Origin of the sequence: Paraburkholderia sp. EG304 (genome assembly GCF_046543485.1) — a bacterium.
GTDB lineage: Bacteria > Pseudomonadota > Gammaproteobacteria > Burkholderiales > Burkholderiaceae > Paraburkholderia > Paraburkholderia youngii.
Window position 1 is genome coordinate 334438 of record NZ_JBKGUA010000002.1, and the last position, 22946, is coordinate 357383.

Below are 22946 nucleotides of genomic sequence, written 5' to 3' on the forward strand. Positions count from 1 at the left end.
AAAACCTGTAGCCGCGCATACGCGGCGTGACTCGGGATTCTAACGGATTGCTTACCTCGCGCGCGCCGCAGCGGGGTGCTCACAAAAGCGCATGCTGCGCGGTATCGATCGCCTCCTCGCGAAAGCGCAGCGGCGCCGCGCAATGCACGAGCGTATCGATGAAGTACTTCGCGCGCGGCCACGGACCGAAGCCCGCTGCCGTGTTGATATGCCCCGCATCGCCGAGATTGACGAACGCGCTGCCGAAACGCTGCGCGAGATCGCGCGCGTCGGCGAGCGTCATCCACGGGTCGGTTTCGCTGCCGATCAGGATCGACGGTACGCCCACACGTCGCGCGTCGAACGGTCCCGCGAATTCGAACTTGCGCGGACTCGCGGGCGCGACGAACAGCACGCCGACCACGTCGCTGGCGAGCGCGCCCTGCTGCAACGCATGCGCGGTCGCAAGGCAGCCGAAGCTGTGCGCAGCCAGCACGAACGGACCGCGTTCGCGTGCGAGCAGATCGCGCAACGACTTTGCCCATAGCGCGAGATCGGGCGCGTCCCAGTTGGCCTGCTCGACGCGCAACGAGCGCGCGAACTGCCGCTCCAGCCATGTTTGCCAATGCGCGCCTTCGCTGCCGTGCAGGCCGGGAACGGTGACGAGCCGTGGCGGCCAGCTCGATCGGGTGCATGAAAGCATGTGCGTGTCTCGCTGCGCAGGAAATCCGGGCGATCATTGTCCCGCTCGGTCGCGCGTCGATGAACCAAGATTTTGTGCTTTGGTTATGGGGCAAACGAAGAAATGCGCCGTTACGTGCGAACTCGACGCCCGCGACCACACGCATCGCGAAACGCACGCCCGTGCGCAGACGCGCGCGATTTGCGTCGAAAAAGTAGAATGAAGCCTATTTCAACGGGAGGAGACCCGATGCCACTCGCGTCGCCCCATCGCCGAGGCGCGCTGACAGTCCGCCCCGCTGATGCTCAGGTCGACGCCGCCGCAATCCGTACCGCATGAAAATACTCTTCTACGCCCCGCACACCGAAGCCGCCGCCTGGCTGCACGACTTCGCGCGCGCTTTGCCCGCGGCCGAGCTGCGCGAATGGCAGCCCGGCGACAACGCGCCAGCCGATTTCGCGGTGGTCTGGCGTCCGCCGCGCGAGATGCTGGCCGGCCGCACTACGCTGCGCGCGATCTTCAATTTGGGCGCGGGCGTCGATGCGATTCTCGCGCTCGAACGCGCGCACCCCGGCACGTTGCCGCCCGAGGTGCCGCTGATTCGCCTCGAAGACACCGGCATGGGCGCGCAGATGGCCGAGTACGTAACGCATGCGGTGCTGCGCTATCTGCGCCGCTTCGACGAATATCAGATGCTGCAAGACGAGCGCCGCTGGAAAGTGCTCGAGCCGCATCCGCGCGCAACGTTCACGGTGGGCGTGCTCGGTCTCGGCGTGCTCGGCACGCAGGTCGCGCAAACGCTCGCTTCGTTCGGCCTGCCGGTGCGCGGCTATAGCCGCAGCGCGAAGCAGATCGACGGCATCGCGACGTTCGCCGGCGACGCCCAGTTCGATAGCTTCCTCGACGGCGCTAAGGTGCTCGTCAATCTGCTGCCGCATACACCCGACACGGAAAGCGTGCTGAATGCGCGAGTCTTCGCGAAACTCGTGCGCGGCGCGTATCTGATCAACGTCGCGCGCGGCGCGCATCTGGTGGAAACGGATCTGCTCGCCGCGCTCGCGAGCGGCCAGCTCGCCGCCGCGACGCTCGACGTGTTCCGCGAGGAACCTCTGCCCGCCGATCATCCGTTCTGGCGCGAGCCGCGCATCACGATCACGCCGCACACGTCGGCGCTGACATTGCGCGAGGACAGCGTCGTGCAGGTCGCGGACAAGATCGGCGCGATGATGCGCGGCGAGCAGGTGAGCGGCGTCGTGCGGCTGGAGCGCGGCTACTAAGTGAATTCCCACACCCGCGCGCGTCGCAGACGTGCGCGCTGAACTGAATCACAGCAATGCGGCGGCACCCGTCCTGGATGGGACTGCGATAAAACCGCATCGGATCGGAGACACATCATGGCCTTACCGCAACAAGTGAAAATCGTCGAAGTGGGTCCGCGCGACGGGCTGCAGAACGAGAAGGAATTCGTGCCGACCGCAACCAAGATCGAACTGATCAACCGGCTGTCGGCGGCGGGTTTTCGCAACGTCGAAGCGGCGTCGTTCGTGTCGCCGAAATGGGTGCCGCAGATGGCCGACGGCGCTGATGTGATGGCCGGCATCGAGCGCCGCGCCGGCACCATCTACTCGGTGCTGACGCCGAACCTGCGGGGCTTCGAAGGCGCGCTCGCGGCGCGCGCCGACGAGATCGTGATCTTCGGCGCGGCGAGCGAGGCGTTCTCGCAGAAGAACATCAACTGCAGCATCGCCGAGAGCATAGAGCGCTTCGCGCCGGTTGCCGCAGCGGCGAAAGAACATGGCCTGCGGATTCGCGGCAGCGTGTCGTGCGCGCTCGGCTGTCCGTATCAGGGTGAGGTGCCGGTCGCGTCGGTCGTCGATGTCGTCAAGCGCTTCGCGGCGCTCGGCTGCGACGAAATCGATATCGCCGACACGATCGGCGTCGGCACGCCGAAGCGCACCCGCGAGGTGTTCGAGGCGGTGACCGAAGTGTTTCCGCGCGAGCATCTGTCGGGACACTTCCACGACACCTACGGCCAGGCGCTTGCGAACATCTACGCTGCGTTGCTCGAAGGCATCGAGATTTTTCATGCGTCGGTCGCGGGGCTCGGCGGTTGCCCGTACGCGAAGGGCGCGACCGGCAACGTCGCGACCGAAGACGTGCTGTATCTGATGAACGGCCTCGGCATCGAGACCGGCATCGACCTCCCCCAGGTGGTCGAGATCGGCGACTTCATTTCGAACGCGATCGGCCGGGCCAACGTGTCGCGCGCCGGCAAGGCGCTGCTCGCGAAGGCGCGCAGCGAAGCGAATTCCTGCGTATAAACGCTCCATCCATTTTGAATCAGGATCTCCAACGATGAACGACCTCGCGTCCTTCGACTCCGACGATCTCGCCGCGCTGCCCGACTCGGCACGCCGCGTCGCGCTGCTGCTGCGCGAACGCGGTCACGCGGGGCGAATCGTGATGCTGCCGGAAACCGGCAAGACTTCCGCCGAAGCGGCCGCGGGACTTGGCTGCTCGGTCGCGCAGATCGCGAAGTCGATCCTGTTCCGGCGCCGCGAAGACGACGCCCCGGTGCTCGTGATCGCGAGCGGCGCGAATCGCGTCGACGAAAAGAAAGTGGCCGCGCAGGTCGGCGAGATCGGCCGCGCGGACGCGAAGTTCGTGCGTGAAAAAACCGGCTATGCGATCGGTGGCGTGTGCCCGGTCGGCCATGCGACCGAGCCCGTCACGCTGATCGATGCCGATCTGCTCGAGCTGGAGAGCCTGTGGGCGGCCGCTGGTCATCCGCATGCAGTGTTCAATCTCACCGCGCAGGAGCTGATCGCGCTGACCGGGGCGCCGGTCGCCGATGTCGCGTTGCGCGAGCCGGCCTGAACACGATGGCGAGCAGTAAGCCTTACGAACAAAAAGCCGCCGGCGTCTGTGTGCCGTCGCCGTGCATCAACGTGTGCAGGATGGATGCGTCGACCGGCTGGTGCGAAGGATGCCTGCGCACGATCGATGAAATCGCCGGCTGGTCGACCTTCGACGACGACGATAAGCGCGCGGTATGGGACTCGATCGAAGCGCGCCACGCGCAGTTCATCGCTAGCCGCACGGCATCGACGGCGAAGGAGAAGCAATGAAAGCCGCACCGCGCGTCGTCACGCTCGGTGAGACGTTCAGTTCGACGGTCGAATTGTCGGTGGATTCGATCAAATCGTTCGCGACGCTCGTCGTCGATCTGAACCCGCTGCATCACGATGAAGCGTATGCCGCGCAAAGCCGCTTTGGCGGGCTGATCGCGTCGGGCACGCAACCCACCGCGTATTTCATGGCGCTCCTCGCCACGCATTTTTCGACTTACGCGCAACCACTCGGCCTCGAATTCGATATCAAGCTGAAGAAGGCAGTGCAGGCGCACGACACGCTGACGATCACCTGGCGTGTGCGCGACGCTCACTGGAAGCCGAGCCTGAGCGGCGACCTGACCTACCTCGAAGGCACGGTGGTCAATCAGCGCGGCAAGCTGATGCTTACGGGCACCTCGACGATCCTCGTGATGCCGAAGCCCGACGTGCTCGAGCACGCGCAATCGAAAACGGCCGCACCATGATCGCGCTGCCCGCATCGATCCAGGTGTTCGAGCGCGGCTGGCTGTCGTCGAACAACGTGCTGCTCGTCGATGACACCTGCGCGGCGCTCGTCGATACCGGCTATGCGACGCACGCTTCGCAGACGGTCGCGCTGGTGCGCAATGCGCTGCACACGCGGCCGCTCGATCTGATCGTCAACACGCATCTGCATTCGGATCACTGCGGCGGCAACACGCTGTTGCAGGCCACATGGCCGTGTCGCACGTTGATCCCGTCATCCGAAGCCGATGCCGTACGCGACTGGGACGAAACGCGCCTCAGCTTTCGCGCGACCGGTCAAACCTGCGAGCGCTTCGGTTTCACCGGCACGCTCGCGCCCGGCGCGCGCTTGCGGCTCGGCGCGCTCGACTGGCAGGTGCTCGGCGCGCCGGGCCACGATCCGCATTCGCTGATGCTTTATTGCGCGGACGAACGCTTGCTGATCAGCGCCGACGCACTATGGGAAAACGGCTTCGGCGTGATCTTTCCCGAACTCGAAGGCGAAAGCGGCTTTGCCGAGCAGCAGGCCGTGCTCGACATGATCGCGACACTCGACGTGCGCGTGGTCATCCCTGGCCACGGCGCGCCGTTCACGCATGTCGAACCGGCGCTCGAACGCGCGATGTCGCGCGTCGCCTGGTTGCGTGCCGATCCCGCTCGCAATGCGAGGAACGCGCTGAAGGTGCTAATCGTATTCAAGCTGCTCGAAGTCCGCGAGATGAGCGTGGACACGCTTTTGCGCATGCTCGACGACGCATCCGTGATGCGCGCCGCCGCGTCGATGCTGAAGCCACGCAGCGAATGGCCAGCGTTGCTGAAGGGAATGATCGGGGAGCTCGCGGCAAACGGTGGACCGCTCGAAGTGGACGGCACGCGCATTCTCGCGCGGCGTTGAACGTGTGATTGGCCCGTGCAGTCGGGTGCAGTTGGAACGCGCACCGGAACCAAAACCGTACCTACAAAAAGAAAGCCGCTCGACAAGGCGAGCGGCGGAACATCTGTGTGGACGTGATCAGCGTCGCCATCAATGATACGCGAGCGAATATTCGCAACGCATCGGTGATTTCCCTACAGAAATTTGACACCGCGTTTTACAAATGCATACATATTCTGTCATCAAGCCGCGTTAGGCGTTCGAATGCGCGCGCTTATTCCGGAATCCCTGGCAAGAGCCGTATCACGTGGACGACAAGCGCTTTTTCTGCGGCACGATCCGCCAGCCGAGATTCACGCCCGCCGCCGCCAGCAGAATCAGCGCGGCGCCGAGCACCTGAATCCATGCGAGCGTCTGTCCGAACGCAATCCGGTCGATGATGATCGCGACCACCGGATAGATGAACGACAAAGCGCCCGTCATCGACGTCGGCAGCTTCTGGATCGCGCCATACAGCAGCACGTACATGAGACCTGTGTGGACGACGCCGAGCACGACCAGTTCGAGCCACTGCACGCCGCTTGCGGGCAGTGCGTCGAAGCGCACGAACGGTGCTAGCAACAGCACGCCGAGCGACACCTGGATCAGCGCGAGCAGATGCGGCGGCGTGCCCTTCAGCCGCTTCGTGATGATCGACGACACCGCGTACATCGCCGCCGCGCCGACCGCATAGGCGACGCCGACCAGATATTGCCCCGGCACCGCGAGCACGGCCGGCTCGACCTTCACGACGAACACGAGCCCGACGAACGCGACCACGAGCCACGCGATCGTCGACGTGCTGATGCGCTCGCGAAACACCAGCGCACCGAGCCCGACCAGCATGAACGGCTGCGTGTTGTAGACGGCCGTCGCCATCGAAATCGACGCGCGTGAATATGCGGCGAACAGCAGCACCCAGTTCACGACGATCGCCGCGCCGCCGAGTAACGCGAGGCCGAGCATCTTCCACGAAAACAGCTCGCGGCGGAACAGGCCGAGCACGGCGCACACGAGCGCGAGCGTCGCGCCGCCGAAAATGCAGCGGAAAAACACCACGTTAAAGGGGCTTTGCTGCGACGACACGACGAGCCAGCCGATCGTGCCCGACATCAGCATCGCAATGCTCATCTCGGCCGCGCCGCGGCGGATGTCGCTGGACGAACTGCTCGCGGTCGTTGCTGAAGCCTTGTTTGAAGCCATGGTTCGATCCCGGATTGATGACTGCATAACTGGCAGTGTAATTAATCCACCCACGCGAATACATGGCTAAACTTAAGCGTTACTGCTTTTTCACCTCATAAACGAAGGCCATTATGAGCAAGCGCCTTGCTTCGATCACACCGGTCGCACTCGACGACACCGACCGGGCACTGCTCGCCGCGCTCGCGCAGGACGCGCGTCAGCCGGTCAGCGAACTCGCGCGCGTCGTCGGCTTATCGGCGCCCAGCACGGCTGAGCGCGTACGGCGGCTCGAAGCGCAGGGCGTGATCGAACGCTTCACCGTGCAGATCGATCCGCGCGCGCTCGGCTTCACGCTGCAGGCGATCGTGCGCGTGAAGCCGCTGCCGGGCCAGTTGCATCTGGTGGAAGAAGTGATCCGGCGCATTCCGGAGTTCGTCGAATGCGACAAGGTAACCGGCGACGACTGTTTCATCTGCCGCCTGTACCTGCATTCGATCGAGCAACTCGACGAGATCCTGTCGAAAGTGACCGAGCGCGCGGAGACCAGCACCGCGATCGTCAAGTCGACGCCGGTCACACGACGTCTGCCGCCGCTCGGCTGAGAAAGGTCGAACGAAGGCCGCGCGAAGCGGCCCAGCGCTTATTTTTCGACCGCCTCGAAAAACGACAGCATCTCGGCGACCAGTTCGTCCGGCGCTTCCTCGGGCAGATAGTGTCCGCACGATAGCGCGCGGCCGCTCACGTCGCGCGCGACATGCCGCCATTCGTCGAGCGCATCGAAGCATTTTTCGACCACGCCCTTGTCGCCCCACAGCACGCGCAGCGGACAGCCGATCTTGATGCCGCGCTCGATATCGGCGCGATCATGCTCGAGGTCGATGCTCGCCGACGCGCGATAGTCCTCGCACATCGCGTGCACCGCGCCCGGTTGGGCGAGCGCTGCCCGATAGGCGTCGAGCGCGGCGGGATCGAACGGCGCGAGGCCCGCGTGACGTCCGCCCATCACCGCGTCGACATAGGCGGCCGGATTCGCGCCGATCAACGTTTCGGGCAGCGGCTCGGGTTGAATCAGGAAGAACCAGTGGAAGTAGTGCGTCGCGAACGTTCGGTCGGTGGCTTCGTACATCGCGAGCGTCGGCGCGATATCGAGCAGCATCAAACGCTCGACCGCATCGGCGTGATCGAGCGCCATCCGGTGCGCGACTCGCGCGCCGCGATCGTGCGCGCAGACGAGGAAGCGCTCGAAGCCGAAGTGGCGCATCACCGCGACCTGGTCGGCGGCCATCGCGCGTTTCGAGTACGGCATGTGCGTCGCATCGCTCGGCGGTTTGCCCGACGCGCCATAGCCGCGCAGATCGGTTGCGATCACCGTGAAGTGCTGTGCGAGCGGCGCGGCGCAGCGTTCCCAGATCAGATGCGATTGCGGATGGCCGTGCAGCAGCAACAGAGGCGGCCCGGCGCCGCCCTTCACTCCGAAAATATCGACATCGCCCACGGCGACGCGAAAAGGCGTGAAATTTTCGAAGGCCATGACGTCTCGTTGATCGATTCAGGTCCGTGCATTGTAGAAGGCCGACAAGTCCGTGCGAGGTGGGATAACCCCCGCAGACATGGAACCTGAATACTCCTTCGAACCGTTCAAATGGCCCTAACGCGCCGGTGCTCGTCCACTTAGCCTATAATCGAACGATCGTTCTTAAATGTTTGCCGCGACTGCGGTATGCCGGTTTCGTGCGATTGCCACACGCATTCGCCGCTCGGCCTGCCGCAAGCCGCGTGCCGCCGCTAAACTCATCTATTCGCCGGGCGCGCGCCGCACCGGTTGGCCCAATCTGGAGATTCGCACCATGGCACTGCCCGCCGTTCTGCAAAACCTCGCGCTGCCCGTCGTCGCTTCACCGATGTTCATCGTCAGCTATCCCGAACTCGTGTTGGCACAGTGCAAGGCCGGTATCGTCGGCTCGTTCCCTGCCCTCAACGCGCGTCCGGCCGAGTTGCTCGACGAGTGGCTCACGCAGATCCAGGCGCAACTCGCCGAGCACAGGGCCGCGAACCCGGATGCGGTGATCGGCCCGATCGCGGTCAATCAGATCGTTCATCAGTCGAATGCGCGGCTCGAACACGACGTGCGCGTCTGCGTCGAGCACAAGGTGCCGATCTTCATCACCAGCCTGCGCGCGCCGGCGCGCGAGATCGTCGATGCGGTGCATAGCTATGGCGGCATCGTGCTGCACGACGTGATTAATCTGCGTCATGCGCAGAAGGCGCTGGACGCCGGTGTCGACGGGCTGATTCTGGTTGCGTCGGGCGCGGGTGGCCACGCGGGCACCACCTCGCCGTTCGCGCTGGTCGGCGAGGTGCGGCGCATTTTCGACGGCCCGATCGTGTTGTCGGGCTCGATCGCGAACGGCGGCTCGATTCTCGCCGCGCAGGCGATGGGCGCGGACCTCGCGTACATGGGCACGCGCTTCATCGCGACCAAAGAGGCGCATGCGGTCGATAGCTACAAGCAGGCGATCATCAACGCGAAGGCGTCGGACATCATCTACACGAACCTGTTCACCGGCGTGCATGGCAACTACATCCGCGAGAGCATCCAGAACGCGGGGCTCGACCCGGACGCGCTGCCCGAATCGGACAAGACCAAGATGAACTTCGGCAGCGAAAAAGCGAAGGCGTGGAAAGACATCTGGGGCGCGGGCCAGGGCGTCGGCCTGATGGACGACGTGCCCGACGTCGCCGAACTCGTGCGGCGTCTGAAGAAGGAATACGACGACGCGAAGGCGCGGCTCGGCATCGCACGCTGAGGTGTTGAACGGGGGCGGGCCGGGCCGCCCCTCGCGGCCTACATATTCCGCCGATACTGCCCGCCCACCTCGAACAGTGCGTGGGTGATCTGCCCAAGCGAACACACGCGCACCACGTCCATCAACACCGCGAACACGTTGCCGTCGTCGATCACCGTGCGCTTCAGGCGTTCGAGCGCCTCAGGCGCGGCGTCGCGGTGGCGCGTCTGGAAATCGCGCAACCGCCGCAGCTGACTCTGCTTTTCCGCGTCGGTGGAACGCGCCAGCACCAGCGGACGCGGCGCTTCATGCGGATGCGCGCTCACGAACGTATTCACGCCGACGATCGGATACGAGCCGTCATGTTTGCGATGCTCGTACAGCATCGACTCGTCCTGAATCCGTCCGCGCTGATAGCCGGTTTCCATCGCGCCGAGCACGCCGCCGCGCTCGGTGAGCCGCTCGAACTCGGCGAGCACCGCTTCCTCGACCAGATCGGTCAGCTCGTCGATCACGAAGCTGCCCTGATTCGGATTCTGGTTCTTCGCCAACCCCCATTCGCGATTGATGATCAGCTGGATCGCGACCGCGCGGCGCACCGATTCCTCGGTCGGCGTCGTGATCGCTTCATCGAACGCATTGGTGTGCAGCGAGTTGCAGTTGTCGTAGATCGCGATCAGCGCCTGCAGCGTCGTGCGGATGTCGTTGAAATCGATCTCCTGCGCGTGCAGGCTGCGGCCCGACGTCTGCACGTGATACTTCAGCTTCTGGCTGCGCTCGTTCGCGCCATAGCGCTCGCGCATCGCGATCGCCCAGATGCGTCGCGCGACGCGGCCGAGCACCGTGTACTCCGGGTCCATGCCGTTCGAGAAGAAGAACGACAGATTCGGCGCGAAGTCATCGATCGACATGCCGCGCGCGAGATACGCCTCGACGTACGTGAAACCGTTCGCGAGCGTGTAGGCGAGCTGCGAGATCGGGTTCGCACCGGCCTCGGCGATGTGATAGCCGGAGATCGACACCGAATAGAAATTGCGCACGCCGTGTTCGACGAAATACGCCTGGATGTCGCCCATCACCTTCAGGCTGAATTCGGTCGAGAAGATGCACGTGTTCTGCCCCTGGTCTTCCTTCAGGATGTCGGCTTGCACGGTGCCACGCACGTTTTCGAGCGCGGCACGGCGCGTTGCGGCGAGTTCGGCTTCGCTCAGCGGACGGCCTTGCTGTTGCTCTTTCAAAGCAATCTGCTGGTCGATCGCGACGTTGAAGAACATCGCGAGGATCGTCGGCGCGGGGCCGTTGATCGTCATCGACACCGACGTTTCCGGCGAGCACAGGTCGAAGCCGTCGTAGAGCGTCTTCATGTCGTCGAGGGTCGCGACCGACACGCCCGAATTGCCGACCTTGCCGTAGATGTCCGGGCGCTCGTGCGGCTCCTCGCCGTACAGCGTCACCGAGTCGAATGCGGTGGATAGCCGTTTGGCCGGCATACCTTCCGACAGCAGCTTGAAGCGGCGATTGGTGCGCTGCGGATCGCCCTCGCCCGCGAACATGCGCGTCGGGTCCTCGTTCTCGCGGCGAAACGGAAACACGCCAGCGGTGAACGGAAAATAACCGGGCAGATTGTCGAGCATCAGCCAGCGCAGGATCTCGCCGTGATCGACGAATTTCGGCAGCGACACTTTGCGGATTGCGGAGCCGGACAGCGTCGTGACCGTCAGCGCGGTGCGGATTTCGCGTTCGCGGATGCGCACCACGTGTTCGTCCCCGGTATAGGCGGCCACCGTTTGCGGCCACGCATCGAGCAGCTTGCGTTCGCGCTCGCCGAGCGCGGTGTTGCGTTGCTCGATCAGCGCGTCGAGCGATGACGCGTCGTGGCCCGCTTCGCCGAGCATGCGGCGCGTCTCGATCAGTTGCCAGCGCTCGCGCGCGATCTGCGCGTGCACGTCGGCCCGCTCGCGATAGCCGCGGACGGTTTGTGCGATGTCGGCCAGATAACGCACGCGCGCGGGTGGCACGATTGCGTGCAGGTTGCTCGAAAAGCGCAAACCTTCTGGAGCACTCAGCCGGGCGCCGCCGTCGCGCAGACCGTGGGCGCGCAGCGCTGCGGCGATGCGCAGGTACAGGGCGGTCACGCCGTCGTCGTTGAAGCGCGACGCGATCGTGCCGAACACCGGCATCGCATCGGGCGATGTCGCGAAGTCCGCGCGGTTGCGCTGCACCTGCTTCGCGACATCGCGCAGCGCATCCTGCGCGCCCTTGCGATCGAACTTGTTGATCGCGACGAAGCTCGCGAAGTCGAGCATGTCGATCTTCTCGAGCTGGCTCGCGGCACCGAACTCCGGCGTCATCACGTACAGCGATTCGTCGACGAACGGCACGATCGCCGCATCGCCCTGACCGATCCCCGAGGTCTCGACGACGATCAGATCGAAACCCGCGACCTTGCACAGCATCAGCGCGGCGGGTAGAGAGTCGGAGAGTTCGGTCGACGCCTCGCGCGTCGCCATCGAGCGCATATACACACGGGCGTCGCCCCGTGCGCCGCCGCCCCAATCGCCGATCGCGTTCATGCGGATGCGGTCGCCGAGCAGCGCGCCGCCGGATTTGCGGCGTGACGGATCGATCGCGAGCACGGCGATGTTCAGCGTGTCGTCGTAGTCGAGCCGGAAACGGCGGATCAGCTCGTCGGTCAGCGACGACTTGCCCGCGCCGCCGGTCCCGGTGATGCCGAGCACGGGAACCCGCGTGGTCTGCGCGAGTGTCGATAGCTGGTCGCGTGCGGCGGCGTCGACGGTGTTCGTTTCGAACGCGCTGATCAGTTGCGCGAGGCGGCGGAAGATCGGCGCGGCGGGATCGGCGGGGTACGAGCCAGGGGCAGCGCGGCCGTGCGGAGCATTAACCTCGACGCAAAGCGGCAACGGCCGCGCGGCCAGTTCGGCGAGCCATTCGCGCACCGGCGTCGGGCGCGCGGCATCGGCCGCGCGCGCGCCTTCGACGCAGCGCGCGATCATATCGTCGATCATGCCTTGCAGGCCGAGCCGCTGGCCGTCGTGCGGCGAGTAGATTTTTTCGACGCCGTCGCGTTCCAGCGCGGCGATCTCCTCGGGGACGATCACGCCGCCGCCGCCGCCGAACACCTTGATGCGCTCGCCGCCGCGCGCACGCAGCAACTCGACGAGATAGCGGAAATATTCGTTGTGACCACCCTGGTAGCTCGACACGGCGACGCCGTCGGCGTCCTCGTTGAGCGCGGCGGTCGCGACTTCGGCGACGGAGCGGTTGTGGCCCAGGTGGATCACCTCCACGCCGCTCGCCTGCAGGATGCGCCGCATGATGTTGATCGACGCGTCGTGGCCGTCGAACAGTGCGGCGGCGGTGACGAAGCGCAGGCGCCGGCCCGCGGGCAGTTCGTGGCTGCCGGCACGCTGCGGCGTGGACAGATCGGTCATGTCTCCCCCAATTCATTTAACTGATGGGTGTTGACAGTCAGTATATAGAAACGGGGTAAGACGGCGCCGGGGCGCCGGGCGGCCGATTGGCGGCGTCTGTTAGGTGCTTCGGGAAACGCTACCGCACAGCCAACCCCTTGATCTCATCGAGCGACGGCCACAGCGATTCGTTCGCGAACCGCTCCGCCAGAAAATCGACGAACGAGCGGACCTTGGCCGACAGATGCCGCCGGCTCGTGTAGACGACGTGGATCGGCAGCTCGCGCGGCGGCACTTCGTCGACGAGCAGCGGCACGAGCCGCCCTTCGGCGAGATCGCTGCCGATCACCTCGGTGCCCAGCATCGCGATGCCCGCGCCGTGCAGCACGACCACGCGCTGCGCTTCGAGCTGATTGACGATCAGGTTGCCCGACAGGCGCACGCGCGAGCTCGCGTCGCCGGTCGCGACTTCGAGCGCCGACACGCCCGCGTACTGCAGATAGTTGTGGCGCGCGAGATCGGCGACGCGCTTCGGCGTGCCATGCTTGCGCAGATAGGCGGGCGACGCGCACAGCACCAGGTGAGCAGTCGCGATCTGCCGCGCGATCAGCGACGACGACTTGAGCCCGCCCGGCGACGCGCGAATCGCGACGTCGAAACCTTCGTCGATCAGCTCGACGACGCGATCGGACAGCGTCATATCGACGGTGACCTGCGGATACTGCTCGGCGTAGTCCGCGACCGCGGCCATCACGTGATTCAGGCCGAACGCCGACAGCGACGACACCCGCAGTCGCCCATGCGGCACGACGCTCGCCGCGCCGACCGCCTGGCCGGCCTCGTCGAGCTCGGTGAGCGCCTGACTGAGCCGCTCGTAGTACTCGCGGCCCGCCTCGGTCGGTGCGACGCGGCGCGTGGTGCGGTTCAGGAGCCGCGCGCCGAGCTGCTGCTCCAGATGCATCACGTGCTTGCTCGCCATCGCGGCGGACATCTCCATCTTCTCCGCCGCACCGACGAAGCTCCCGGCTTCGACCACGTGGCGAAATACTTTCATGCTGACGAGGGTGTCCATCTCAGTCGCTCGCTTCAGGAATCAATCGACGTCATTTTGCCTGGTTTATCAAAGGAACGGCAGCAAACATCCGGTCTTCGACTGCGGCGAAAACGACAAAGCCCGCGTTCCGGGCGGAACGCGGGCTTTGCGGTGAAACCGTTGGCCGGGATCAGAACTTCGCGCGCAACCCCGCGCCGTACGTGTTGCCGCTCGACTGACCGGTGATGTGGTCATACATGTACGCGGCATAGACGTCGGTGCGCTTGGACAGCGGATAGTCGTAGCCGACCGCCGCCGTCTGGCGCGTCTGGTTCGAACCGCCGCCGTTACGCGAATAGGCGTAGGACGCCATCACCGAGCCCGGCCCGAACGGTACTGTGACGCCACCCTGTCCGGTGTTCACGTGCCAGCTCGTAACCTGCTGGTTGTTGTACGTGTACATGTACTGGCCGTAAAGCTTGACGAACTTCAGGTCGTAGGACACGCCCGCCTGCGCGACGCTCTGGCTGCGCAGACCCGGCACGCCCGAGGTTTCGAAGCTGCCGAGGTCGCCCGGCACGTTGTTGAAGTTCACGTACTGGTACACCGCGGTCGCCGCGAACGGGCCGTGGAAGTACAGCACCTGGCCGCTCCACTTCTTCGCGCCGTTCTGCGTCGTGTTGCCGAGCGCGTACATCGCCGTCGCCGACAGGCCGTTGAAGTTCGGCGTCGCATACGACACAGCGTTGTTCCAGCCCGAGTCGCCGGTCACGCCCTGGTCGGTCGTGTAAGTCGGGAACGTGCCGAGACCGAGGTACACGTGGGTGACCATCGGCGAGAACACGTACGAATCGACGAACGGGTTGAACAGGATGGTCGACACGAACAGCGGCGTCGTCAGCCGGCCGGCGGTCACCGTGCCCCACGGCGCTTCGATACCGACATACGCGTTGCGCGAGAACGTCGTGTCACCGGTGAAGCGGCCGTACTCGCCGGTTTGCGCGCGGAAGAAGCCTTCGATCGTGAAGATCGCCTTGTAGCCGTTGCCCAGATCCTCGGTCCCCTTGAAGCCCCAGTAAGACGTCGACATGCCTCCGCCCGACACGACCACCGCCGTCTTGCCACCCGGAAACTTCTGCGCACCGACCCATTCGTCGACCTGGCCGTAAAGCTGCACGCTCGATTGCGCGAACGCCGACGATGCGCTCGCCAGCGCGGCGACGCATGCGGTGGCCTTGAGAGTAGTCTTCAGCGCGCTGCTGAGGCTTGTGTTCATGGGTTCTCCAATCTTTGTCAAAAAGGTGTGGCTGTGCGAAAGGGGGCGCTCGCGCGAAAGGTTGTTGTTATCCGTTCGATCGTCGAGTCAATCGGGGCGGGTCCATCTTTGCGGACCATTTTTATAAACAAAAATATCGCTGCTTATTGCGGGTATATCGGTCTGATTAGTTTGGTCGGTTATCGGCTTGATACGACACTTTGAGCGGACTGCGGCCGGCGCCTCGAACGCAATGCGGCATGCGGCGAACGGCGCGCCACAGCGTGTGGGAGCGCCTTGAATACGGGCCGATGACGCGACGCGGCAGAATGCCAAGATTTGACGCTGACAGATACTTCGATGCCGAGCGTTTTCAAAAAAGTGTGGCGTCGAAACGTCAGATTGGGCGCTCGGGCGCGGCGGAAGGCGCGCAAGGGATCGCGGGAAGGGATTCGGAGGACGGGTTTTGCGACAGGCGATATGCGGTCGCGTTGCGTGCAAAGCCGGCAGGCTCACCCGTTCAGGTAGCGGCGAACGTGGCCCACATGACGCGAAACGATCGGGTAAATCGCGCTCAGCTAATTGCGATAGGGTGAACCGCCTGGTTGCCGCGGATCGTCGGCTGGACGTTGCATCGGACGCGCGGCGCCGCGCTCTTCGTTGTAGCGGGCGACGTCGGCGCGGATCGAACCGTTGCGCATCGGCATGTTGGACGGGGGATGCGGCACCGGACGCGATTCCGCGCTGACCGGCGTGATCGCGCCGGCATAGCTGGACGGATCGCCGACACGGCGCATGCCGGACTTGTAGCTGCCGAAGCCATAACCGAAATTGGCGTCCGTTATGTTCGGATTGCCGCGCTGCGCGCGTGCGTCACGCCAAGCCGTCGCATTGCGCGAGCCACGCGGAGCGGGCGCACCGCCCGGGCCGGCGTAATGGCCGTCGCCGCGCATCTCCATGCGCGGCGCGTGGCCCCCAGCCTGGTGCGAATAAGCACCGCCGCCATGCGGCACACCTTGCCCCTTCGCATAGGCGAACGAGCACAGCACGGCGATAACCGCGCCCCACACCCAGTGCCTCGTTCTCGACAACCCGTCCACCTTGTGACTCTCACGCCCGAAGACTTGCCTGAAATCCACCGTTCGAGCTGCGATGGACCTGTTGCGGGAGGAGAAATGCGCCGCGTGCCTGCCGCGGCGCAGGGTATCCCTGCGGCCTTTGACTGAGTAATTTATGGTCGTGGGCAGAGGGTGTCGAGCCAAAAAGTGTTAGGTCTCGTCGGTGGATGTAACACCCTGTTACTGCGGCGTTTTTCCGCGCTGGAGCCCTTGTGCGGGGGGCGTCTTTGCGGCTTGCCAAGGGGCGTTTTTACCTACCTCACGCAAGCGCCGTTTGTTGCAAATAAACGCCGCCTGCAACCTCAATGGGTAAACGATTTGTGGCGAGGAAGCACGTCGCCAATACTGAAATCGGGTGGGCCGCCGGGTCAATGCGCAGACATCATTAATCGATTCGGCAAATGAATTTGCGTTTTCAATCGACTTTCGACAACAATAGTCGTTTCACATTGGCACGCACCGCGCCCTGACAGGCCCGTCCCGTGCTTACACCGCGTTATTGAATTGAGATTGCGACATGGCCCGTCCGAAACTCCTTCCCGATAACTTCACGCTGTGCCTCGTCGGCACCGTGATCCTCGCCAGCCTGCTGCCCGTTCATGGACAGGCCGCGGTGGGATTCAACTGGGTGACGAACATCGCGGTCGGCCTGCTGTTCTTCCTGCACGGCGCGAAGCTGTCACGCGAGGCGATCATTGCGGGCGCGACGCACTGGCGCCTTCACCTGGTGGTGCTGCTGAGCACGTTCGCGCTGTTTCCGCTGCTCGGCCTCGCGCTTAAACCGGTCCTTTCGCCTCTGGTCACACCGTCGCTCTACGCCGGCGTCCTCTTCCTCTGCACGCTGCCATCGACGGTCCAGTCGTCGATCGCGTTCACGTCCATTGCCAAGGGCAACGTGCCGGCCGCGGTATGCAGCGCGTCCGCCTCGAGCCTGCTCGGCATCTTCGTTACCCCAGCACTCGTCAGCCTCATCGTGACGAATCAGGCCGCGAGCGGCGGCGCGTCGCCGTGGCATACGATCGGCAACATCGTGCTGCAACTGCTCGTGCCGTTCGTGGCCGGACAGCTGCTGCGCCCGCTGATCGGCAAGTGGATCGAGAAGAATCGCGGCGTGCTGAAGTTCGTCGACCAGGGCTCGATCCTGCTCGTCGTGTACGGCGCGTTCAGCGAGGCCGTCACCGAAGGCCTGTGGCATACGATTCCGCTCTCTGCGCTCGGCGGCCTCGTCGTGGTGAGCTGCGTGCTGCTCGCGCTCGCGCTGGGCATGACGATCTTCGCGAGCAAGCGGCTCGGTTTCAACCGCGCGGACCAGATCACGATCATCTTCTGCGGCTCGAAGAAGAGCCTCGCCGCCGGCGTGCCGATGGCCAAGGTGATCTTCGCGTCGCACGCGGTCGGCGCCGTGGTGCTGCCGCTGATGCTGTTCCATCAGATCCAGCTGATGGTCTGCGCCGCGCTCGCGCAGCGCTGGGGCGCCCGCGACCTCAGCGGCGAGAGCGAGGCGGCGGCGCGGCGACCCGCCGCCGCCGTCGCGCGCCGTTGAACGCACACGCAATGCAAACAGGACATTCATAAGCGCCCTCCCTGAGCGTCGTTTTGATCGTGTGAAGCAAGCCGCCTTCGGGTGGCTTTTTCTTTTGGCGCTTCATTGGCCGTTGTCGTTATTTCACGCGCAAACGCTCTCGCTGTCGCCTCGGCCGGATGGCATAGGACGATTCTGGATGTGCGTCGAAAACGGCGGCCCACCTATTGTTTAGTCTTTTTTACTAAACACTTTAACTTCAGACAACTCCATAAAATACGGGTATTTACCGGTGTTGCTCGGGCGTTTTGCGGGCTGTTTTGGCAGCGTTTTACTATACAATCGCCCGACCTGAACCCGTGCTGCCTCGCCTTGCGCGGCAGCTTCATTCGATGGCCACAACCATCCGCGACGTCGCCCGCGCGGCCAGCGTTTCGATCGGCACCGTGTCGCGCGCGCTCAAAAATCAGCCGGGCCTTTCCGAGGCCACGCGCGAACGCGTCGTCCGAGCGGCGCGCCAACTCGGCTACGATTCGGCGCAGCTGCGTCCGCGCATCCGTCGCCTGACTTTCCTGCTGCATCGTCAGCACAACAACTTCGCCGCGAGCCCGTTTTTCTCGCACGTGCTGCACGGCGTCGAAGACGCGTGCCGCGAACGCGGCATCGTGCCGTCGGTGCTCACCGCCGGGCCGACCGAGGACGTGATTCACCAGATGCGCCTGCACGCGCCCGACGCCGTCACGATCGCCGGCTTCGTCGAGCCCGAAACGCTCGCCACGCTGGTCGCGATGCAACGCCCACTGGTGCTGATCGATCTATGGTCGCCGGGCCTGCGCTCGGTCAATCTCGACAACGCCGGCGGCGCCACCCTCGCGATGCGCCATCTGTTCGCGCAGCAGCGCAAGCGCGTCGCGTTCATCGGCGGCTCGCTCGCGCACTTCAGCATCGCCGAGCGCGCGCTCGGCTACCGGCGCGCGTTCTTCGAAGCGGGGCTGCTGTTCGACCCGTCGCTCGAAGTGACCATCGACGCCGGGCTCGATCCCGACACCGGCGCCGCGCGCGCGATGCAGCGCCTGCTCGACGCGCCGGGCCCGCGCCCCGACGCCGTATTCGCATTCAACGATGCCGCCGCGCTCGCCGCGCTGCGCGTGTGCCTCGCGCGCGGTCTCAGCGTGCCCGACGACATCGCGATCATCGGTTTCGACGACATTCCCGCCGCCGCCCACGCGACCCCGCCGCTATCGACGATCGCTGTCGACAAGGAAGCGCTCGGCCGACGCGGCGTCGAACTGCTGCTCGAAGACTCGCCCGCCGAACTCGAAGTCCGCTTGCCCGTTCAACTCGTTGCCCGTGCCAGTACTTTGGTGAAAACGCCATGACGAAAACCGATCCGCATCACCCTCTCACCGACGTCGTGAAGGCGCCGCCGGTCGCCAGCTTCCGTAAGCGCGAGTTTTTGCTCGCGCACATCGAGGACACGCTGCGCTTCTATGCGCCGAACGTGCTCGACCCGAGCGGCGGCTTCTACCACTTCTTCCGCGACGACGGTTCGGTCTACAACCGCACCACGCGCCATTTGGTGAGCAGTTGCCGCTACGTGTTCAACTACGCGATGGCGTACCGGCAGTTCGGCGACCCGAAGCACCTCGAATACGCGCGCCACGGCCTGCGCTTTCTGCGCGACGCGCACTGGGATTCGCAGCACGAGGGCTACGACTGGGAAATCGAATGGCGCGACGGCAGAAAACGCACGCTCGACGCGACGCGCCACTGCTACGGCCTCGCGTTCGTGCTGCTCGCGTACTCGCATGCGGCGATGGCCGGCATCGAAGAAGCGAAACCGATGATCGGCGCGACCTTCGAACTGATGGAGCACCGCTTCTGGGACCCCGCCGCCGGCCTCTATGCCGACGACGCATCGGCCGACTGGCGCGTCAGCACGTATCGCGGGCAGAACGCGAACATGCATACCACCGAGGCGCTGCTCGCCGCGCACGAGGCGACCGGTCATCTGGTGTATCTCGATCGCGCCGAGCGCGTCGCGTCGAACATCACGCTGCGCCAGGCGAAGCTGTCGCAAGGGCTCGTGTGGGAGCACTTTCACGCGGACTGGTCGGTCGACTGGCATTACAACGAGGAAGACAGCTCGAACATCTTCCGTCCGTGGGGCTTTCAGCCCGGCCATCAAACCGAATGGGCGAAGCTGCTGCTGATTCTCGAACGCTTCCGTCCGCTGCCGTGGCTGCTGCCGCGCGCGATCGAACTGTTCGACGCCGCGATGACGCACGCATGGGACGAAGACCACGGCGGCCTCTACTACGGCTTCGGCCCCGACGGCACCGTGTGCGATCACGACAAGTACTTCTGGGTGCAGGCCGAGACGTTCGCGGCCGCCGCGCTGCTAGGCAAGCGCACCGGCAACGAGCGCTTCTGGGACTGGTACGACGAGATCTGGCGCTATAGCTGGACGCACTTCGTCGACCACAAGTACGGCGCGTGGTATCGCATCCTGACTTGCGACAACCGCAAGTACAGCGACGAAAAGAGCCCGGCCGGCAAGACCGACTATCACACGATGGGCGCGTGCTACGAAGTGCTCGCCCATGCGCTCGGCGAAGACGCGTCGGCTGGATCGACCGCGCCCGCCGCAGCGGTTTCAGCGGAGAAAGCACAATGAGCGCAACCACCGACCTCCCCGTTTTCGTGTCCGCCGGTGACATCCTCACCGACCTCGTGCGCACCGGCGCATCGCATTGGCTGTCGCGTCCAGGCGGCGCCGGCTGGAACGTCGCGCGCTGCGTCGCGCGGCTCGGCCTGCCGACCGCGTGCGCGGGCTCGCTGGGCGTCGATAACTTCTCCGACGAGCTGTGGGACGCGAGCGTCGCCGCCGGGCTCGACATGCGCTTCCTGCAGCGCGTCGAGCACCCGCCGCTGCTCGCGATCGTGCATCAGACGCATCCTCCCGCGTACTTCTTCATGGGCGAGAACAGCGCCGACCTCGCGTTCGATCCAGCCAGGCTACCGGCCGGCTGGATGAACGCAGTGAAATGGGCGCACTTCGGCGGCATCAGCCTCGTGCGTCAGCCGCTCGGCGATACGCTCGCGGCGCTCGCCGCCGAGTTGCGCTCGCACGGCGTGAAGATCAGCTTCGATCCCAACTATCGCAATCTGATGGAGCACGGCTACGAGCCGACCTTGCGCCAGATGGCCGCGCTCGCGGATCTGATCAAGGTATCGGACGAAGACTTGCGCATGTTCTTCAAGACCAGCGACGAAGCCGCCGCGCTCGCGCAATTGCGCGCGATGAATCCGGCCGCCACCGTGCTCGTCACCCGCGGCCCCGACACGGCGATGCTGCTCGACGGCGCCGCGGTGATCGAGGCTAAGCCGCCGCGCGTCGAAGTAGTCGATACGGTCGGCGCGGGCGATGCGTCGATCGGCGGCCTGCTGTTCAGCCTGATGAGCGCGCCGCAACGCGGATGGCCCGAGCATCTCGCATTCGCGCTCGCCGCAGGCGCGGCGGCTTGCGGCCATGCCGGCGCGCACGCGCCGACGCTCGACGAGGTGGTCGCGCTGCTGTAAAACGCGGCGCTGTAATTCTGCTGCCTTGGGGCGCGCGTAGCGTGACGGGTGTCGAGCACGTCGCGCGGCGCGAAGCCGCCCTGGGCGGGAACCGATCCCGCCACGCCGTGCTAGGATGAAAATATCGAAACCTTTGCGAAAAGGAGCGAGGCCATGGAGGACGTCACCTACACAAAAGGGATCTACACGGCCACTGCGTCGATAAGAGAAGTCGCACAGGACGCCTTTCAAGGTGTCGTCACCCTCGCGCGCGACGAGGGCGAACCCAGCGAAGATCAGGAGACCACGCTCTACGAAGTCGACTCGACGTCGTCGACGCCGGGAGAAGCGCTCGAAGAAGCCAAAGCGCTCGCACATCGAATCCTCGGGGAAATCGAACTGTAGGCCGAACCAAGGCGCAGCAGCGTGCTCGCGCATTGGCGCACCGCTGCGGGGTCGGCCGGCTGGAGGCGATCATGTCTGAACAGCTGTTCCAATACGGCGTGTATTCGATTCACGTTCGTCCGCTCGAGCTGAGCGGCGCGCGCTGGGACGCGGAATACGAAATCCGTCATCGCGAGAAGCCCGTCAAGCCGTGGACCACGGTCGGCGGCGACGCGGGCTTTGCCGAGCAGGCCGAAGCGGTGGAAAGCGCGCATCGGCAGGCCGTCGACGATATCGAGCACGGCGCGGGGATTCCGAAGCCGCACGTGTTTCCGTAAGCGGTTGTCGACGCGCTTTTTGAGGTCGCGTCGAGATTCGCCGTGGCGGCCTTGAGCGCTGCGCGTCGCCACGCAAGATAACGCTGAGCTGTCAGCGATAGTCGAGCGTGTCGACGACCTTGGTGATCTTCCAGATTCCGTTTTCCTGGCGCAAAAACACGATATTGGTCTGTTTGTCTTTCAAGCCGAACGTAACAGCCACGAGCGCCACGCTGTCGAGCATGAAGACTGGATGCACCGCTATATGCCCGGCCCAATCTTTCTCGTCGAAGTCTTGCACTTTCGTGAAGTACTCCGCATCTTCGGACAATTTGTTGGCCTGATATTGCTTTCGTAATAAATCGACGGTTGGTTTTGCAACGTGCCTGTATATCTCCTTGTCCATGATCGGATAGTCGCGGTCTGCGGCCAGGCGCGGAATGAACCATGCGTAGAAATCTCTTACGCGGGTCTCGGGAGTTGCTTGTTCGGCGTGGGTCGCATTTCCTGCATATGAGGTGCCGTTAAAAATCAGCAACAGCGCGGCGATAAAAATCGCCAGATATTTTCTCATGGATGCAACCTCAATCGTGGCGATAGATCTTGTAATCCGGTCGTGCGGACCGGTAATCGGAACCGGGATAGAAGCCACGCCACTGCTTGAAATCGGAAATCCAGTATTGTCCATCGTACATTGCCATATGTCCGTGCGGATGCAAATGGATGCCGTCGATCACGATTACATCGCCTTTTTGGGGAGAGGCTGTCGATACCGCGCGAAACCCAGCGTGAGCCAACGAAAGCCCGTAGTCTTTCGCGGACCGGGTGCGAGCCAATACAATTCCGCCTCGCTCAATTGCTTCTCTAACGTACCGGGCGCATTCTCCACGGCTCACTGGTCTTGCATTCGATTGCAAATAGTTAACAGCAGCGGTCTTATCCCACGACATATCAGATTATTTCAATCATATTTTGATTTCGGAATGGTACAGTAAATTAAGAAAACAAACCAAGACATTTGATTATCTCGAAAACAATTTAAATTGAGATAGCTTTTCCGAATAAAAATAACCCTCGTCACTACCATGCTAGTGACGAGGTAAATCAAGCTGATCGGCACGGTCCAGTCAACTACATGAGCCTTGTCATATAACGTCGGAATG

The 22946-nt window shown here is 64.2% G+C and carries 23 protein-coding genes; 14 read left to right on the forward strand and 9 right to left on the reverse strand.

Features of this window, described 5'->3' with window-relative positions:
- Positions 1-79 precede the first annotated feature (79 nt).
- Positions 80-682, reverse strand: coding sequence for an RBBP9/YdeN family alpha/beta hydrolase (locus ACLFKU_RS04180; protein ID WP_410848246.1), 603 nt, complete (start codon positions 680-682; stop codon positions 80-82).
- 314 nt (positions 683-996) lie between these two features.
- Here ACLFKU_RS04180 and ACLFKU_RS04185 point away from each other — a divergent pair, with 314 nt between their 5' ends.
- The 6 genes from ACLFKU_RS04185 (at position 997) to ACLFKU_RS04210 (ending at position 5173) form a co-directional block, all read left to right on the forward strand.
- The gene (locus ACLFKU_RS04185; protein ID WP_368583307.1) at positions 997-1938 is read left to right on the forward strand and encodes a 2-hydroxyacid dehydrogenase; all 942 of its coding nucleotides are present in this window, start codon (positions 997-999) and stop codon (positions 1936-1938) included.
- A gap of 117 nt (positions 1939-2055) precedes the next feature.
- The gene (locus tag ACLFKU_RS04190) at positions 2056-2982 is read left to right on the forward strand and encodes a hydroxymethylglutaryl-CoA lyase (RefSeq protein ID WP_410848247.1); all 927 of its coding nucleotides are present in this window, start codon (positions 2056-2058) and stop codon (positions 2980-2982) included.
- Between the two features lie 34 nt (positions 2983-3016).
- Positions 3017-3538: a YbaK/EbsC family protein gene (locus tag ACLFKU_RS04195; protein ID WP_410848248.1), complete on the forward strand. Its 522-nt coding sequence runs from the start codon at positions 3017-3019 to the stop codon at positions 3536-3538.
- Between the two features lie 5 nt (positions 3539-3543).
- Positions 3544-3789 carry a DUF1289 domain-containing protein gene (locus ACLFKU_RS04200; protein WP_368583304.1) on the forward strand — a complete coding sequence of 82 codons (246 nt, stop codon included), beginning with the start codon at positions 3544-3546 and terminating at the stop codon, positions 3787-3789.
- On the forward strand, positions 3786-4259 hold the full coding sequence (locus tag ACLFKU_RS04205) for a MaoC family dehydratase (RefSeq protein WP_410848249.1): 474 nt from the start codon (positions 3786-3788) through the stop codon (positions 4257-4259). Before ACLFKU_RS04200 ends, ACLFKU_RS04205 begins: the two co-directional genes overlap by 4 nt.
- Entirely contained in the window at positions 4256-5173 is a 918-nt protein-coding gene (locus ACLFKU_RS04210) for an MBL fold metallo-hydrolase (RefSeq protein ID WP_410848250.1), read from the forward strand. The genes ACLFKU_RS04205 and ACLFKU_RS04210 overlap by 4 nt, the downstream gene beginning before the upstream one ends.
- A gap of 282 nt (positions 5174-5455) precedes the next feature.
- Here ACLFKU_RS04210 and ACLFKU_RS04215 read toward each other — a convergent pair whose 3' ends face one another.
- Positions 5456-6394: a DMT family transporter gene (locus ACLFKU_RS04215; RefSeq protein WP_410848251.1), complete on the reverse strand. Its 939-nt coding sequence runs from the start codon at positions 6392-6394 to the stop codon at positions 5456-5458.
- Positions 6395-6507: 113 nt separating this feature from the next.
- Here ACLFKU_RS04215 and ACLFKU_RS04220 point away from each other — a divergent pair, with 113 nt between their 5' ends.
- Positions 6508-6978 (forward strand): Lrp/AsnC family transcriptional regulator, encoded by a 471-nt coding sequence (locus ACLFKU_RS04220; RefSeq protein ID WP_368583300.1) that lies wholly within the window; start codon positions 6508-6510, stop codon positions 6976-6978.
- 38 nt (positions 6979-7016) lie between these two features.
- Here the strand turns inward: ACLFKU_RS04220 and ACLFKU_RS04225 are convergent, their stop codons facing one another.
- Positions 7017-7907: an alpha/beta fold hydrolase gene (locus tag ACLFKU_RS04225; RefSeq protein WP_410848252.1), complete on the reverse strand. Its 891-nt coding sequence runs from the start codon at positions 7905-7907 to the stop codon at positions 7017-7019.
- Between the two features lie 316 nt (positions 7908-8223).
- On the opposite strand from ACLFKU_RS04225, the gene ACLFKU_RS04230 reads away from it, so the two are divergent.
- Positions 8224-9183: an NAD(P)H-dependent flavin oxidoreductase gene (locus tag ACLFKU_RS04230; protein WP_368583298.1), complete on the forward strand. Its 960-nt coding sequence runs from the start codon at positions 8224-8226 to the stop codon at positions 9181-9183.
- A 38-nt stretch (positions 9184-9221) separates the two neighbouring features.
- Here ACLFKU_RS04230 and icmF read toward each other — a convergent pair whose 3' ends face one another.
- From icmF to ACLFKU_RS04250, 4 genes are all read right to left on the reverse strand, one after another.
- Positions 9222-12614, reverse strand: coding sequence for a fused isobutyryl-CoA mutase/GTPase IcmF (icmF, locus tag ACLFKU_RS04235; protein WP_410848253.1), 3393 nt, complete (start codon positions 12612-12614; stop codon positions 9222-9224).
- 118 nt (positions 12615-12732) lie between these two features.
- Positions 12733-13665, reverse strand: coding sequence for a LysR family transcriptional regulator (locus ACLFKU_RS04240; RefSeq protein ID WP_410848254.1), 933 nt, complete (start codon positions 13663-13665; stop codon positions 12733-12735).
- A 151-nt stretch (positions 13666-13816) separates the two neighbouring features.
- Positions 13817-14902 (reverse strand): porin, encoded by a 1086-nt coding sequence (locus tag ACLFKU_RS04245; RefSeq protein ID WP_410848255.1) that lies wholly within the window; start codon positions 14900-14902, stop codon positions 13817-13819.
- 557 nt (positions 14903-15459) lie between these two features.
- On the reverse strand, positions 15460-15981 hold the full coding sequence (locus ACLFKU_RS04250; protein ID WP_368583359.1) for a hypothetical protein: 522 nt from the start codon (positions 15979-15981) through the stop codon (positions 15460-15462).
- Between the two features lie 535 nt (positions 15982-16516).
- Here ACLFKU_RS04250 and ACLFKU_RS04255 point away from each other — a divergent pair.
- From ACLFKU_RS04255 to ACLFKU_RS04280, 6 genes are all read left to right on the forward strand, one after another.
- Positions 16517-17542: a bile acid:sodium symporter family protein gene (locus ACLFKU_RS04255; RefSeq protein ID WP_368583294.1), complete on the forward strand. Its 1026-nt coding sequence runs from the start codon at positions 16517-16519 to the stop codon at positions 17540-17542.
- Positions 17543-17913: 371 nt separating this feature from the next.
- Complete coding sequence (locus ACLFKU_RS04260) at positions 17914-18900, forward strand: LacI family DNA-binding transcriptional regulator (RefSeq protein ID WP_410848256.1); 987 nt, start codon at positions 17914-17916, stop codon at positions 18898-18900.
- On the forward strand, positions 18897-20198 hold the full coding sequence (locus tag ACLFKU_RS04265; RefSeq protein WP_368583292.1) for an AGE family epimerase/isomerase: 1302 nt from the start codon (positions 18897-18899) through the stop codon (positions 20196-20198). Before ACLFKU_RS04260 ends, ACLFKU_RS04265 begins: the two co-directional genes overlap by 4 nt.
- Positions 20195-21103: a carbohydrate kinase family protein gene (locus tag ACLFKU_RS04270; RefSeq protein ID WP_368583291.1), complete on the forward strand. Its 909-nt coding sequence runs from the start codon at positions 20195-20197 to the stop codon at positions 21101-21103. Before ACLFKU_RS04265 ends, ACLFKU_RS04270 begins: the two co-directional genes overlap by 4 nt.
- A 153-nt stretch (positions 21104-21256) precedes the next feature.
- Positions 21257-21487: a hypothetical protein gene (locus ACLFKU_RS04275; protein WP_176383813.1), complete on the forward strand. Its 231-nt coding sequence runs from the start codon at positions 21257-21259 to the stop codon at positions 21485-21487.
- A 71-nt stretch (positions 21488-21558) separates the two neighbouring features.
- A complete protein-coding gene (locus ACLFKU_RS04280; RefSeq protein WP_410848257.1) occupies positions 21559-21804 on the forward strand; it encodes a hypothetical protein in 246 nt (81 codons plus the stop codon).
- Between the two features lie 91 nt (positions 21805-21895).
- Here the strand turns inward: ACLFKU_RS04280 and ACLFKU_RS04285 are convergent, their stop codons facing one another.
- Together ACLFKU_RS04285 and ACLFKU_RS04290 are read right to left on the reverse strand one after the other, a co-directional pair.
- A complete protein-coding gene (locus tag ACLFKU_RS04285) occupies positions 21896-22471 on the reverse strand; it encodes a DUF3828 domain-containing protein (protein WP_410848258.1) in 576 nt (191 codons plus the stop codon).
- Complete coding sequence (locus ACLFKU_RS04290) at positions 22368-22733, reverse strand: NlpC/P60 family protein (RefSeq protein WP_410848259.1); 366 nt, start codon at positions 22731-22733, stop codon at positions 22368-22370. Before ACLFKU_RS04290 ends, ACLFKU_RS04285 begins: the two co-directional genes overlap by 104 nt.
- Positions 22734-22946: the final 213 nt, after the last annotated feature.